This is a genomic window from Streptomyces sp. NPDC034084, assembly GCF_055575535.1.
In genome coordinates, this window is record NZ_JBVISK010000002.1 from 745,457 (window position 1) to 758,439 (window position 12,983).

The window sequence follows — 12,983 nt, forward strand, 5'->3', positions numbered from 1 at the left end:
AAATCCCCACTCCCCGTGTTCCGATCATCTCCCTGGTGAGAGGACGGTACGAGGAGTCGCAAGGTTTCACCGAATCCCGACCAACTGCCGGGACGTGTGCGCGGCGGGGGCGCTCCGGCCCGCTGACTGCCGCTCAGCTCGCGGCGAGCGGCAGGTGGTACAGGGCGAAGGCCCGGTCGATGACGGGCTGGGCGACGTTGCGGACGCGCACCCCGCCGGCGGTCATGCCGTGTTCGGTGCCGAGGTGGGCGTGGCCGTGCACCGCGAGGTCGGCGCCCGCCCGGTCGATGGCCTCGGCGAGGTGGTAGCTGCCCAGGAAGGGGTAGATCTCGACGGGTTCGCCGGCCAGCGTGTCGGGCACGGGCGCGAAGTGGGTGAGGGCGATCCTGGCCCCGCAGCCGTCGGCGCCCACGTCGGCCAGCGCCCGGTACAGGCCTTCGGCGCTGCGGCGCGCGCTGCGTACGAAGTCCTTCATCTCGCGCTCGCCGAACTCCCCGGCGCTGCGGCCCGCGAAGCCGCCGCAGAAGCCTTTCGCCCCGGCGACGCCGACCTTGCGTCCCGCCACCGGCAGGACCACGCCGTCCCCTTCCAGGACCGTGACCCCGGCCTCGGTGAGGACGCGGGTGACGTCGGCCTCCCGCTCGGAGTGGTAGTCGTGGTTGCCGAGGACGGCGACCACGGGGACGCCGATGTCGCGCACCTCGTCCGCGACCACCTCGGCCTCCGGGACCGTGCCGTGCCGGGTGAGGTCGCCGGCGAGGAGCAGCAGGTCCGCGCAGAGCGGGAGGGTCTCGAAGGACGGGCGGAGCAGGCCCCGGCAGTCCGGGCTCAGATGGATGTCGCCCACGGCCGCCACACGGACGACGGCCCCGTCCCCTTCGGCGTCGGTGGTCACGACAGGTCCTCCGAACGGTCGGGGGGCTCGGCGGAGGCGACCAGGAGATCCGCGTGGAGGGGGATGCCGGCCAGCTGGACGCCGGCGAGGCGGAGGATCTCTTCGCGGCGGTCGGCCGTGGGGAGCGTGCCCGTCAGGACGACGGCGGCGCCGCGGACCTCGACGCGCACGCCGAGTTCGGCCACGTCCTCGCGTGCGAGCCGTTCCCTGAACCGGGCGATCTGGTACTCGCTCTCGCCGCCGTTCATCGCGGTCCTCCGTCCTGGGGGCGGCCCGACGCTACGCGCCGGACCGGGCCGGGTCCTTCGGTGCGTGTCGGTGGGGCACGCGGGCCGGCGCGTGCGTGCCGTTCCGCGAGATGCGGTTGCCCGGAGGGCGGTCGCGCAAACCCTCCGGGCGGAGGCCCCCGCCGCTGCCACGCGCGGAACACTCTCTAGGCCGCCGGGACGCTCTTGAAGGGGCTCGTGTCCAGGTGGGCGAGGAGGTCGGCCGGGTCGGCGTACACGGAGGCGGCGCCCGCTTCGGTGAGGTCGGCCCGCGGGATGCCGCCGCACAGCAGCCCGGCGCACACCACGTGCGCGCGGCGCGCGGCCTCCATGTCCCAGACGCTGTCGCCCACGAACACGGCCCGGTCGGCGGGCACGCCGACGAGGGAGAGGGCGTGTTCGATCGGGTCGGGGGCCGGTTTGCCCTCCTCGACGTCGTCGGCGGTGGCGGTGTCCGTCAGGGCCTCGTCGGCGTCGATGGCGCGGCGCAGCGCGGCGAGCTCGCGGTCTTTGGCCGAGGTCACGAGGACGACCTTCCACCCGTCGTCGGCGAGGGTGCGCAGCAGCTCGCCGGCCCTGTCGAAGGCCTGCAGCCGCTCGAAGAAGGAGCCGTAGAGGGTGTCGTGGGCGGCGCTGAGACGGTCGTCGTCCGACCGGTCGCGGGACTCGCCGAGCAGATGGTCGATGAGCTGCTCGCCCGGCAGGCCGATCGCGCGGTGCACGGCGTGCGTCGGGACGCGGTGGCCGCCCTGCCGGAGGGCCTCCCACCAGGCGACGACGTGCAGGTGGTTGGTGTCGACGAGGGTGCCGTCGATGTCGAAGAGCGCGGCGCGGTCCATGGACGGGCTCCCTAGAGGTCGCGGAGGGCGGGCAGCAGGGTCGACTCGGCCCAGCGGATGAAGGGCAGCTGGTGGTCGCCGCCGATCTGGACGAGGGCGAGGTCGGTGAAGCCGGCCTCGGCGAAGGGGCGGGCCGCCTCCAGGACGGCGTCCACGTCGTCCCCGCAGGGGATGCTCTTCGCCACGTCTTCCGGACGGGTGTGCTCGGAGGCCTGCTCGAAGCTCGCGGGCAGGGGCAGCTCGGCGTTGACGCGCCAGCCGCCCAGCGCCCACCGGAACTGCTCGTGGGCGCGGGCCGTCGCCGCGTCCTTGTCGGGGTCGTAGCAGATGGGCAGCTGTCCGATCCGGGGCTTTCCCGCACCGCCCTGGGCGTCGAAAGCGTCGAGCAGCTCGCGTTTCGGCTCGGTGGCGATCACCAGGTCGCCGTGGCGTCCGGCGACCGCGCAGGACCGGGGCCCGGACACGGCGATGCCGAGGGGCGGCGGCGTGTCCGGGACGTCCCAGAGTTTGGCGTCGGCCACCTGGAAGTGGGTGCCGTGGTGCGTCACGTACTCCCCGGTGAACAGCGCGCGGATGATCTCCGCGGCCTCGTCCAGCATGGCGAGACGGACGCGCGCCGAGGGCCAGCCTTTCCCGACGATGTGCTCGTTGAGGTTCTCGCCGGAGCCGAGGCCGAGCCGGAACCGCCCTTCGGAGAGGAGTTGGAGGGTCGCGGCCTTCTGTGCGATCACCGCGGGGTGATAGCGGAAGGTCGGGCAGGTCACGTAGGTCATGAGCGGGATCTCGGTGGTCGCCTGCGCCGCCGCTCCGAGGACGCTCCACGCGTACGGCGCGTGTCCCTGGGAGGGCAGCCAGGGGAAGGAGTGGTCCGAGGTCACGGAGAAGTCGAATCCGGCCCGCTCCGCCTCGACGACGTGTCCCACCAGCTCACGGGGGCCTGCCTGCTCGGTCATCATGGTGTACCCGATGTGCATCATGTCCCGCGACTTGCCACGACCGCGGTGTCCGAAACGGGAGAAACGGAAAGGGGCCGGCCCCCGAGGGGCCGGCCCCTTTCCGTTCGGACCACGGTGGGGTGAGGGTCAGCGCATGCCGGGCTCGTCGTCGGGCGGCGTCGGCCAGGACCGCGGCTCGCCGGCGGCGGGCGTCGAGCCGGGCATCTGCACCGGTCCCGGGGCCTCCCTCATCGCTTCGGGATTCGCGCTGGTCCCCATGGACGGGTCCTGGCCCATGGTGCCGTCACCGGCGGTGCCGGCCTCTCCGGGGCGGATCCGGCCGCGCCAGCCTCCGGTGGCGTCCCCGCGCTCCTCGATGAAGCCCTTGAAGCGCTTGAGGTCGCCCTTGACCCGGCGGTCGAGCATCCCCATCGCGTCGGCGGCCTTCTCCGCCATGCCGTGGGGCTCCACGTCCATCGCGAGCCGGACCCGGGTGTGCGCCTCGTCCAGGGGCTGGAAGCTGACCACGCCCATCTGCTTGACGTCGCCTCCCGTCGTACGCCACGCGATGCGCTGCTCCGGAAGCTGGTCGACGATCTCGGTGTCGAACTCGCGCCGGACCCCGGCGATCTTGGTCCGCCAGTGACAGTGCCGGTCGTCGGTCTGCCGGACGTCCTCGACGCCCTCCATGAAACTCGGGAACTCCTCGAACTGGGTCCACTGGTCGTAGACGTTCCGCAGCGGCACGTCCACGTCGATCGTCTGCTCCACCTTGCTCATGGTGCGGCCTCCTCAGGTCGTGCTCTCGTGGCCGCGTCTGCCCGCTCCGGGCGAGCCGAACCGGCGGGAATCCGACCTCCGGCCGCGGAATCCGCCGGCCCGCCGTGCCGGGGGGCGCGGCCCCCGCTCACAGGGCGTCCGCCGCCGTCCGGAGGTCGGCGACGAGTCCCGCGTACATCTCCTGCCGGTCTCGCGCCCGCAGGACGGCCGAGGGGTGGACGGTCGCGAGGACCTGGATGCCGTCGTCGGCGTCGGGCAGCGGTCTCGGCACCCCCCGGTCGCTGCCGACCCGGAAGGAGGGCCCGAGGAGGGCCCGCCCCGCCGTGGCCCCGAGGACGACGATCAGCTCGGGTGAGACGAGCCGGATCTCGGCCGTGAGCCAGGGCCGGCAGGCGAGGGTCTCGCGCAGGCTCGGCGCCTTGTGGATGCGGCGTTTCCGGGTCTCGTCGACAGTGAACGTGAAGTGCTTGACCGCGTTGGTGACGTACAGGTCGTTCTCGTCGATCCCCGCCTCCGCCAGGGCGCGGTGGAGCAGTCGTCCGGCGGGCCCCACGAAGGGGACGCCCTCGCGGTCCTCCTGGTCGCCGGGCTGCTCGCCGACCAGCATCAGCCGTGCGTCCGGGTCGCCCCGGCCGAAGACGGTCCCCGTCGCGTCGCGGTGGAGGGGGCAGCCCCGGCACTCGGCCGCCGCCTCGCGGAGCGCCGGGAGTCCGCCGCGGCCGGGCAGGAAGGGCGTGGCGTCGTACGCCTCGGGGGTGAGCCCCCGGTCCTCGGTACCGGCCATCGCGCACCTCCCCGCAACGGGCCCGCCGGCGCCGGTGGGCGCCGGTGCTTGCCGCTGACGCGCGGGCGAGTGCCCGCACGGCATGGGGCCGAAACGGTCGCGTGCGGACGGCGGGGGTGGGCCGGGTGGGCGGGACCGCGGCATGGCGGGCTCGCTTCCGGGTACTCGCGCCCCGACGCGAGGAGCGGTGATGAAGATCCTGACCATGGGTGTCGAAGAAGAGTTCGTGCTGGTCGACCGCGTGACGCGGGCCCCGGTCAACCGGGCGCCGGAGGTCATCCGACGGGCGAGTCACGAACTCGGCGAGCAGGTCCAGACGGAGTTCTTCAACGCGCAGATCGAGATCTGTACCCGGGCCACCGCGAGCCGCGACGACCTGCGCGAGGAGCTCGCCCGGTTGCGCGCGGCGGTGGGCGCGGCCGCCCGCGAGGCGGACTGCATGCCGGTCGCGTCCGGCACGCCCGTACTGCCGCCCGGCGAGCCGCTGACGGTGACCGACACCGCGCGGTACCGGCTGATGGCCCGGCGCTTCGCGCCCCTGGTCACCCGCGAGGACGGAGTCGCGCGCGACGACGGACTCGTCTGCGGCTGCCACGTCCATGTCGGGACGCTCACCCACGAGCAGGCCCTCGCGCTGGCCCAGCACATGCGGCCCTGGCTGCCCGTGCTCCAGGCGCTGGCAGGGAACTCGCCCTACGCCGGGCGGCAGGACACCGGCTACCAGAGCTGGCGCGCCGTCGAGCACGCCAGGTGGCCCACCGTCGGCCCGACGCCGGTCCTGGACGAGGCCCGGTACCTCGCCCATGTCGCCCGCCTCGTCAGGGACGGGACGGTGCTCGACAACCGGATGGTGTACTGGCACGCCCGGCCCTCGGAGCACGTACCGACCCTGGAGATCCGGGTCGCCGACGTCAACGCGGACCTCGACACGGTGGTGCTGCTCGCCCTGCTGGTCCGCGGTCTCGCCGCGACCCTGCTGCCGCGCGTCGACGCCGGCGTCCCCGCGCCCCTGATCCCCCGTTCCGCGCTGCTCCGGGCCCACCGGCTCGCCGCCGTCCAGGGCATCACGGGCACCGGGCTGGATCCGGCCGACGGCTGTGAGCGGCCGGCAGCGGCGCTGCTCGACGCGCTGATCAGCCTCGCGCGGCCGGGGCTCGACGCCACCGGAGACACCGCGTGGGTGCGCGAACAGTGGGAGCGGATCCGCACGGACGGCGGCGGTGCGGCACGTCAACGTGCCGTCTTCCGGGAACACGGCAGGCTGAGCGCGGTGGTCGACGACCTGGCCGCTACCACGGTGAGGGGCTGATCGCATGGGTTCCGCTGTCTTCGACGGCCGTTCCGTCCTCGAAGGGGAGCACGAGGCCGGCCTCCGGGTCTGCCGGCTCCCCGGGGTGTACGCGCCCCAGGCAGACACCGGGCTCCTGGTGGAGCAGGTGCGGCGGGAGAAGCTCCACTCCGGCGCGCGCTCCCTGGACCTGTGCACGGGAACCGGCATCGTCGCGGTCGCCGCCGCCCTGCGGGGCGCGCGGGCCACCGCCGTCGACGTCTCGCGCGCCGCGATCGCCGCCTCCCGGCTCAACGCGCTGCTCTACGGCTGCCGGATCCGCGCCCTGCGCGGCGACCTGGACGCCCCGGTCGCGCGGGAACGCTTCGACCTGGTCACGGTGAACCCGCCGTACGTGCCGAGCGAGGACCCGGACCTGCCCGCCCACGGCCCGCGGAGGAGCTGGGACGCCGGATCCGACGGCCGCCTGGTCCTCGACCGCGTCTGCGAACGGGCGCCGGGCCTCCTCACGCCGTCCGGAGTGCTGCTGCTCGTGCAGTCGTCGCTCTCCGGGGTCACCGCCACGCTCGACGCGCTCGGGCGGAACGGGCTTCGGGCCCAGGTCGTCGAGCGACGTACCGAGCCGTTCGGCCCCGTGATGTCGGCCCGCGCGGAGTGGTTCGCCGACCGGGGGCTGGTCCCTCCGGGGACGCTTACCGAAGAGCTCGTGGTGATCCGCGCGTGCCGGGCGTGATTCGGGACAGAAGAGGCCGGGCAGTCGCGCGATACCGACGCGGAGACCGAACCGAAGGGTGGTGTGGGTGATGTCTGCTTCCCCGAACGAGAGCGGCCCGTCGGCGGGGGCCCAGGAGGTCGGTGGACGGGAGGGTCCGGGCAACGCCCGGCCCCGGACGTCCCCGACCCGGTTGAGTCCGCTCCCGGAAGGCCCGCTGCTCGTCGAGGGGCCGGCGGAGATCGTCATGCCGGACGGTTCGGTGATCCTCTGCGAAAGGCCGGTGATCGCCCTGTGCACGTGTCGGCGGAGCCTGCGGGCGCCGTTCTGCGACACGAGCCACCGCCCGCGCCTCCGTCGCCGTGCGGGCACGGCGGCCACGCGAACGACCACCGGCCCCTCACGCGCGACGCGGGGCCCGGCCGAGGAAGAGGAGGAGACGTCATGACCCTGCTGGCCCCACCGGCCACCGCCACGCTGCCCGAGGCGCCCGAGGCCCGCGGCGAGATCTCCGAGGCGGTACGGAACCGGCTGCTCGGCGGCGGCTCCGACCGGCTGCCCCGGTCGGCCGACATCGCGCGCTGCTCCCCCTACGGCGAGGATCTCCAGCTCGCCCTCCACCTCTGCTACGAGCTCCACTACCGGGGCTTCGCGGGCGTCCCCGACACCCTGGAGTGGGACCCCGGCCTGCTCGGACTCCGGGCCCTGATGGAGGACCGCTTCGAGAGCGCCCTGCGCCACGACTGCCGCGACCGCCCGAACGTCGAGGAAGGGCTCGCGGAGCTGCTCGTGGAGCCGGCCGACGGCACGGGCGTCTCCCACTTCCTGGTGTCGTCGGGCGAGCTGTGGCACCTGCGCGAGTACGTCGCACTGCGTTCCGTACACCAGTTGCGCGAGGCCGATCCGCACCTGTGGGTGATCCCCCGGCTGCGCGGCCGCGCCAAGGCGGCGATGGTGGCCGTCGAGTACGACGAGTACGGCTGCGGGCGGGCGGAGCGGATGCACTCCCAGCTCTACGCGGACCTGATGGCCGATCTGGGTCTCGACCCCTCGTACGGGCGCCACGTGGACGTTGCCGGGGCCGAGACGCTCGCGGCAGCGAACCTGATGTCGCTGTTCGGTCTGCACCGCAGGCTGCGCGGGGCGCTCGTGGGTCACTTCGCCGTCCTGGAGACGACGTCGTCGCCCGCCGCCGCCCGCATCGCCTCCGCCATGCGCAGGACGGGGGCCGGACCGGCCGCCGAGCTGTACTACGACGAGCACGTGGAGGCCGACGCCGTCCACGAGCAGCTGGTTCGCCGTGAGGTCGTCGGCGGGCTCCTGGAGGACGAGCCGGACCTCGCTTCCGACGTCGCCTTCGGCATCGCCGCGACCGGCTTCGTGGAGGACCGGCTCGGCGGCCACGTGGTCGACGCCTGGTCGCGCGGCGAGACCGCCCTGCGCGCGCCGCTGCCGGAGGCACCCGGGAACGAGAGCTGAGGCACCGGCGGGCCCGTGGGACCGGGGGTGCAGTGGCCGGCAAGGAGGGTTCGGGTGATCGTCGGGTGCGCCGCGCGCACGGGTGGCGGCGGATGGGGTTCCCTGGGAGGGACAGACGCTGGTCCCTCCGCGAGGGCGTCGCGACCAGCCGCGAGGAGAGGAGCATGCCATGAACCTCACGGAAGGCCCGGCCGCACACCTGGCGGCAGGCGGATCGGCATCCGCGTCCACCCCGCACCGCTCGCCCGCGCACGCGGCCGACTCCCCGTCCGCCGCTCTGCCGCCCGACCACACCCAGGCCATTCTGGAGGCGACGAAAGAGGTCGGCGCGGTACTGAAGGCGTCGGGCCGGCCGTTCGCCCTGGTCGGCAGTGTCGCCTCGTACGCTCACGGCATCCCGGTCCGGCTTCAGCACGACACGGACTTCGCGGTCCTGCCGGAGGACGCCGAGGCCGTGGCGGAGTACCTCCGGGATCATGGTGTACGGATCGTCGACCCGCCCGAGGACTGGCTCGTCAAAGCCAGTGCGGGAGGCGAGCAGATCGATCTGATCTTCGCTCTCGCCGGACGGCCGGTCACGCCGGAACTCCTCGACCGGGCCCAGACGCTGCCGGTGGATTCCGTGCACATGCCGGTGCTCGCCCCGACCGACCTCATGGTGTGCCGTCTGCTGGCACTCTCCGAGCACCACTGCGACTTCGGCCCCCTGCTGCCGGTGGCCCGGGGGCTGCGTGAGCGGATCGACTGGGAGCGCGTGCGCGAGGAGACCGCCGGCGCCCCGATGGCGGAGGCCTTCCTGTATCTGCTCGGGCTGATGGACGTGCTGCCTCGCGGCTGACCTGAGGCGGCGGGTCCTCCCGGCTGTCGGCGTCGGCGCCGTCAGGAGTCCGTGGAGACCGTCCCGAGGAAGTCGCCGACCTGCCGGTCCGGCATGGCGCGGGCGAGGTCGGCCTGGGCGATGATGCCGACGAGCACGTGCTCGTCGATGACGGGGACCCGCCGGATCCGGTGGCCGCTCATGACGCTCAGCACCTGCTCCGCGCTGTCGTCCACGCCCACCGTGACGATCTCGTCCTGAGCGAGCTCGCCGGCCGTGCACTGCGCGGGGTCCTTGCCCTGGGCGACGACCTTCACGACGATGTCGCGGTCGGTCAGCATGCCCTTGAGCTTCTCGTCGGGGCCGCAGATCGGCAGGGCTCCCACGCGCAGCTCGGCCATCTTCCGCGCGGCGTCGACGAGGGTCTCGTTCCAGCGGACGCAGGTCGCGTCCGGTGTCATGAGGTCGCGTGCGGTGGTCATGGCCCTCACCTGTCCCTGTGTCTGCGGCTCGGTGGTGTGTTCTCAACGGCGCGCCTGCCCGGTGCCGGGGGCCTCAACCACGGACGGGCGGGGGTGGGTCCGGCGGACGCGGCGGGGCACGGCGGGCCGGACGCGCGTGCGGACGCCGCGGGCCCCCGGCGGGAAGGGGATCCGCCGGGGGCCCTGGCGCTGCCGCTCGCACCCGTGGAGTTCGCGCGCCCATGCCGCTGCGTACGGCTGCTCGTCCGTCTCAGGAACGGCGCCGCTTCAGGGCGTCGCCGGCCTTCTCGGTCGCCTCACGGGCCTTGTCTCCGGCTTCGCCGGCCCTGCCCTTCGCCTGGTCGGCCTTGCCCTCGGCCTCCATCCCGCGGTTACCCGTGGCCTTGCCGATGGTCTCCTTGACCTTGCCCTTGCCCTTCTGCATCCCGCTCTTGGCCATGAGGGGTTCCCTTCTCGTCACTTGCCGTTCCCGCTGCCCGCGAGGGCGCTGACGAGCGCCGCCGAGAAGGCGTCGAGGTCGTCCGGCTTGCGGGAGGTGATCAGGGTCCGGCCCCCTGAGGTGTCGACGACGACCTCGCGGTCCTGCCAGGTGGCACCCGCGTTCTCCAGGTCCGGACGGAGCGAGGGGTACGAGGTCAGTTCGCTGCCCTCGGCGAGCCCGCTGTCGACGAGAAGCCACGGGCCGTGGCAGATGGCCGCGACGGGCTTGCCGGCTTCGGCGAAGGCCGAGACGAGGCGCCGGGCGTCGGCGTCGGTCCGCAGCTGGTCGGCGTTCACGGTGCCGCCCGGCACGATCACGGCGTCGTAGTCCTCGGCCCTCGCCTTGGCGAGGGTCATGTCCGGCTGGACGACCGCCCCCGGACTGCGGTCGGAGACAAGGGTCTGGACCTCCTCGTCCTTCTGCGCGGCGACCGAGACCTGGGCTCCGTTCTCCCGCAGGACGGCCACCGGCTTCTGCAACTCGTCCTGCTCGGTCCCGTAGTTGGTCGTCAGGACGAGGACGTTCTTTCCGTCGAGCTTTCCGTCGGACGGCACGATGCTCTTCCTCTCCGGTGTGTCGCGGCCCCCCGTCATGTCTGCGCCTCACCGCGCACGCGCGGCTCAAACGTCGCATCACGTGCGGGCCGAATGCGGCGCCGTGGGACCCGTCCCTCACTCCCGCGTGCGTGATGCGGCCGCCCTGCGCCGGGTCCAGCGCACGACCAGGATCAGCAGGCCGACCAGGGTCAGCACCCACACGGCGGCGAACGCCCAGGTGAGCGCCGGGGACCCGGTGGCGACCGCGAGGCCGAGCAGGACGAGGGTCAGGGCGCCGAGCGCGGCGACGCCGAAGGAGGGAAGGTGACGGCGGGCTCCGGTGGACGGGAACGACGGCACGGGCAGGCGCGGGGCCCGTCGCATCCTGCGCAGACGGCGCGCGAGCGGCTCGTCCCGGTCCAGTTCTTCCTCGATCTCCGCCAGAACGCGCCGCTCGTGCGCCGAGAGCCGGGCCTCGTCCATCGCGGACACCTCCTCCAGCTCTTCCACGCGCCGGCACGGGCGCGTCGTCCTACTGCGGCTTCCCCCGAGAATCGTGTCAAACCATCCCAAGACGGGCATGATGTTCTCAGGACGTTCGATCGACGCACCTCCGCCGTCGCTCGCACAGCGGCGGCACGGGCCTGTCGCCGCCCTGCCGAAGGAGCACCCATGTCCACCGCCGGAGACCGCTCCGAGTTCTCCCCGACCCCCAGCGCCTCCGGACCGCGTTTTGGTCCCACGGGGACACGGGCCCTCGCGGGTGCCGGAGCCGCAACCCGCCGCAAGGCACTGGACGGGCTCCCCGAGCCGGCCCGCCCGACGGCCGTCTCCACGGACGACGCCCGGACCCTCTCCGTGGCGCTGTTCGCACGGCTGCGGGTACTGGAGGAAGGGACCCCGGAGTACGCGTACGTCCGCAACACGCTGGTGGAGCTCAACCTCAGCCTCGTCAAGTTCGCGGCCCGGAGGTTCAGGAACCGCGCCGAGCCCGCCGAGGACATCGTCCAGGTCGGCACGATCGGCCTGATCAAGGCGATCGACCGCTTCGACCCCGACCGCGCCGTCGACTTCTCCGCCTTCGCGCTCCCCACGATCGTGGGCGAGATGAAACGCTTCTTCCGGGACACCAGCTGGGCCGTGCGGGTGCCCCGCCGGCTCCAGGAGCTCCGGATCGACCTCGCGAAGGCCGCCGACGCCCTGGAACAGAACCTCGGCCGCCGCCCCACCCGGGCGGAGCTGGCCGTGGAGCTGCACCTCACCGAGGAAGAGGTCGCCGAGGGCCAGCTCGCGGCGCACGGCTACGCGGCGCGGTCCCTGGACATCCCCGCGGGCGAGGAGGACTCCGCCCCCGGCGCGGCACCCCGCCATCTGGCCGACCTGGAGCCCTCGTACGAGCTGATCGAGTCGCTGACCGCGCTGCGGCCCCTGCTCGAGCGGCTCGACGACCGCGACCGGCGCATCCTGGAACTCCGCTTCGGCGACGAACTCACCCAGGCGGAGATAGGCCAGCGGATCGGCCTGTCCCAGATGCACGTCTCACGGCTGCTCGCCCGCATCCTCGGCGAACTGAGGGACGGCCTCCTCCACGACGGCCCGCCGCCGGACGACGCGGGATCCGGCGTCCGGCCCGCGGAGGACTAGGGCGCCGACGACAGCGCCGAGGCCGGGACCGGCGGCTGCTCAGGCCGGGACCGGCGGCGTCTGCTGGTGCACCAGGCGGAAGCGGTGGTTCTCGAGGGCGAGCACATGCCCCTCGCCGTCGACGAACCGGCCCGTCACCTCGTACGTCCCGCAGTTCGCCCGGCCTACGGGCAGCCGCTCGGGCGGCAGGTGGATCTCGTACGGTCCACCCGCCCGGAATCCGCCGAGCACGGTCCGGGTGGTGGCGATGACGTCCCCGGCGTAGCGCCGGGTCTCCTCGAAGGTCAGCCCGTCGATGTCCTCGTCCAGGCGGAAGGTGAGGGCGACGCTGATCGTCGCGCCTTCCGGGACGTCGACCGGCTCGCCACCCCGCGTGTCGAGGGACAGCGGGCGGGGGCGCCGTTCGTCCGGGGCGAGGGCCAGATCCATCAGTTCGAAGAGCGCCATGTCGCCCTCACGTCCTCATTCCGGTGGGGCCCGCGCCCGGGTGGAGCTCGGGACGGACGATCACGTCGGGGCAGGACGCGTGCGGGGCGCGCTGCCGGCCGACGGACTCCAGGAGCGGGCCGCCGAAGCCGCCCGCTCCCCTGCCGCCCGTCACCAGCAGCTCGCCCGCCGACGCCTCGGTCAGCACCGCGGCGGGATCGCCCCGCACCACGCGCTCACGCAGGGGCACGCCGTGGGCCCGGACGAGTCCGGTCCGGATCAGAGCCCGGCCGGCCTGCTCCTCGTCGAAGGTGGCGCCCACGGCGGGGGCGGACCAGCCCGCCGCTCCGGGCACCTCGTACGCGAGCCGCGCGTGGCGCACCGCCTTCCGCGGCGCCTCGTACGACGCCGGCGATCCGTCCGCCCTGACCATCCCACGACGCCCGCGCTCGCTGGTGTCCATGGTCCGCTCCCTCCTTCAGCCGGGCGGCTACCCCCGTCGCGGAACCGTAGACCCGGAGACGGCCACCGATCCGGATGTCAGAAACGGATGAAATCGGGCAGGGGCTCGATGGGAGCTTCCGGATCCGGAGTTCCCCGAGCAGGTGTGAGGAGGCGG

General features: G+C 73.6%; 17 protein-coding genes and 1 pseudogene. 6 read left to right on the forward strand and 12 right to left on the reverse strand.

Annotation, left to right across the window (positions count from 1 at the left end):
• Positions 1-133 precede the first annotated feature (133 nt).
• The 6 genes and pseudogenes from ACZ51I_RS08720 to ACZ51I_RS08745 all read right to left on the reverse strand — a co-directional run bounded on the left by ACZ51I_RS08720 (position 134) and on the right by ACZ51I_RS08745 (position 4,499).
• Positions 134-895 (reverse strand): metallophosphoesterase family protein, encoded by a 762-nt coding sequence (locus tag ACZ51I_RS08720; RefSeq protein WP_468872818.1) that lies wholly within the window; start codon positions 893-895, stop codon positions 134-136.
• Positions 892-1,143: a hypothetical protein gene (locus ACZ51I_RS08725; protein ID WP_468872820.1), complete on the reverse strand. Its 252-nt coding sequence runs from the start codon at positions 1,141-1,143 to the stop codon at positions 892-894. The genes ACZ51I_RS08720 and ACZ51I_RS08725 overlap by 4 nt, the downstream gene beginning before the upstream one ends.
• A gap of 185 nt (positions 1,144-1,328) precedes the next feature.
• Positions 1,329-2,000 (reverse strand): HAD family hydrolase, encoded by a 672-nt coding sequence (locus ACZ51I_RS08730; RefSeq protein ID WP_468872823.1) that lies wholly within the window; start codon positions 1,998-2,000, stop codon positions 1,329-1,331.
• 11 nt (positions 2,001-2,011) lie between these two features.
• Complete coding sequence (locus tag ACZ51I_RS08735) at positions 2,012-2,977, reverse strand: LLM class F420-dependent oxidoreductase (RefSeq protein ID WP_468872825.1); 966 nt, start codon at positions 2,975-2,977, stop codon at positions 2,012-2,014.
• Between the two features lie 267 nt (positions 2,978-3,244).
• A pseudogene (locus tag ACZ51I_RS08740) lies at positions 3,245-3,715 on the reverse strand (SRPBCC family protein); the annotation flags it as partial.
• Positions 3,716-3,842: 127 nt separating this feature from the next.
• Positions 3,843-4,499 carry a UdgX family uracil-DNA binding protein gene (locus tag ACZ51I_RS08745; RefSeq protein ID WP_468872827.1) on the reverse strand — a complete coding sequence of 219 codons (657 nt, stop codon included), beginning with the start codon at positions 4,497-4,499 and terminating at the stop codon, positions 3,843-3,845.
• Positions 4,500-4,689: 190 nt separating this feature from the next.
• On the opposite strand from ACZ51I_RS08745, the gene ACZ51I_RS08750 reads away from it, so the two are divergent.
• The 5 genes from ACZ51I_RS08750 to ACZ51I_RS08770 all read left to right on the forward strand — a co-directional run bounded on the left by ACZ51I_RS08750 (position 4,690) and on the right by ACZ51I_RS08770 (position 8,816).
• Entirely contained in the window at positions 4,690-5,808 is a 1,119-nt protein-coding gene (locus ACZ51I_RS08750; RefSeq protein ID WP_468872830.1) for a carboxylate-amine ligase, read from the forward strand.
• A 4-nt stretch (positions 5,809-5,812) separates the two neighbouring features.
• Positions 5,813-6,520 carry a HemK2/MTQ2 family protein methyltransferase gene (locus tag ACZ51I_RS08755; protein WP_468872832.1) on the forward strand — a complete coding sequence of 236 codons (708 nt, stop codon included), beginning with the start codon at positions 5,813-5,815 and terminating at the stop codon, positions 6,518-6,520.
• A gap of 70 nt (positions 6,521-6,590) precedes the next feature.
• Positions 6,591-6,947, forward strand: coding sequence for a CDGSH iron-sulfur domain-containing protein (locus ACZ51I_RS08760; RefSeq protein WP_468872835.1), 357 nt, complete (start codon positions 6,591-6,593; stop codon positions 6,945-6,947).
• Positions 6,944-7,978 carry an iron-containing redox enzyme family protein gene (locus ACZ51I_RS08765; protein ID WP_468872837.1) on the forward strand — a complete coding sequence of 345 codons (1,035 nt, stop codon included), beginning with the start codon at positions 6,944-6,946 and terminating at the stop codon, positions 7,976-7,978. Before ACZ51I_RS08760 ends, ACZ51I_RS08765 begins: the two co-directional genes overlap by 4 nt.
• Before the next feature lie 169 nt (positions 7,979-8,147).
• Entirely contained in the window at positions 8,148-8,816 is a 669-nt protein-coding gene (locus tag ACZ51I_RS08770; RefSeq protein WP_468872841.1) for a nucleotidyltransferase family protein, read from the forward strand.
• Positions 8,817-8,857: 41 nt separating this feature from the next.
• On the opposite strand, the gene ACZ51I_RS08775 is transcribed toward ACZ51I_RS08770, so the two are convergent.
• The 4 genes from ACZ51I_RS08775 to ACZ51I_RS08790 form a co-directional block, all read right to left on the reverse strand.
• On the reverse strand, positions 8,858-9,277 hold the full coding sequence (locus tag ACZ51I_RS08775; RefSeq protein ID WP_468872844.1) for a CBS domain-containing protein: 420 nt from the start codon (positions 9,275-9,277) through the stop codon (positions 8,858-8,860).
• 250 nt (positions 9,278-9,527) lie between these two features.
• Positions 9,528-9,716: a CsbD family protein gene (locus ACZ51I_RS08780; RefSeq protein ID WP_468872847.1), complete on the reverse strand. Its 189-nt coding sequence runs from the start codon at positions 9,714-9,716 to the stop codon at positions 9,528-9,530.
• 17 nt (positions 9,717-9,733) lie between these two features.
• Positions 9,734-10,312 (reverse strand): type 1 glutamine amidotransferase domain-containing protein, encoded by a 579-nt coding sequence (locus tag ACZ51I_RS08785; RefSeq protein ID WP_468872849.1) that lies wholly within the window; start codon positions 10,310-10,312, stop codon positions 9,734-9,736.
• Between the two features lie 117 nt (positions 10,313-10,429).
• Positions 10,430-10,804 (reverse strand): DUF3040 domain-containing protein, encoded by a 375-nt coding sequence (locus ACZ51I_RS08790; RefSeq protein ID WP_468872851.1) that lies wholly within the window; start codon positions 10,802-10,804, stop codon positions 10,430-10,432.
• Between the two features lie 162 nt (positions 10,805-10,966).
• Between ACZ51I_RS08790 and ACZ51I_RS08795 the strand changes: the two genes are divergently transcribed.
• Positions 10,967-11,938: a SigB/SigF/SigG family RNA polymerase sigma factor gene (locus ACZ51I_RS08795; RefSeq protein WP_468872853.1), complete on the forward strand. Its 972-nt coding sequence runs from the start codon at positions 10,967-10,969 to the stop codon at positions 11,936-11,938.
• Between the two features lie 39 nt (positions 11,939-11,977).
• On the opposite strand, the gene ACZ51I_RS08800 is transcribed toward ACZ51I_RS08795, so the two are convergent.
• Together ACZ51I_RS08800 and ACZ51I_RS08805 are read right to left on the reverse strand one after the other, a co-directional pair.
• Positions 11,978-12,385, reverse strand: a complete 408-nt coding sequence (locus tag ACZ51I_RS08800) for a rho GDP-dissociation inhibitor (protein ID WP_468872856.1) — start codon at positions 12,383-12,385, stop codon at positions 11,978-11,980.
• Between the two features lie 7 nt (positions 12,386-12,392).
• Positions 12,393-12,827 (reverse strand): universal stress protein, encoded by a 435-nt coding sequence (locus tag ACZ51I_RS08805; protein ID WP_468872859.1) that lies wholly within the window; start codon positions 12,825-12,827, stop codon positions 12,393-12,395.
• Positions 12,828-12,983 lie beyond the last annotated feature (156 nt).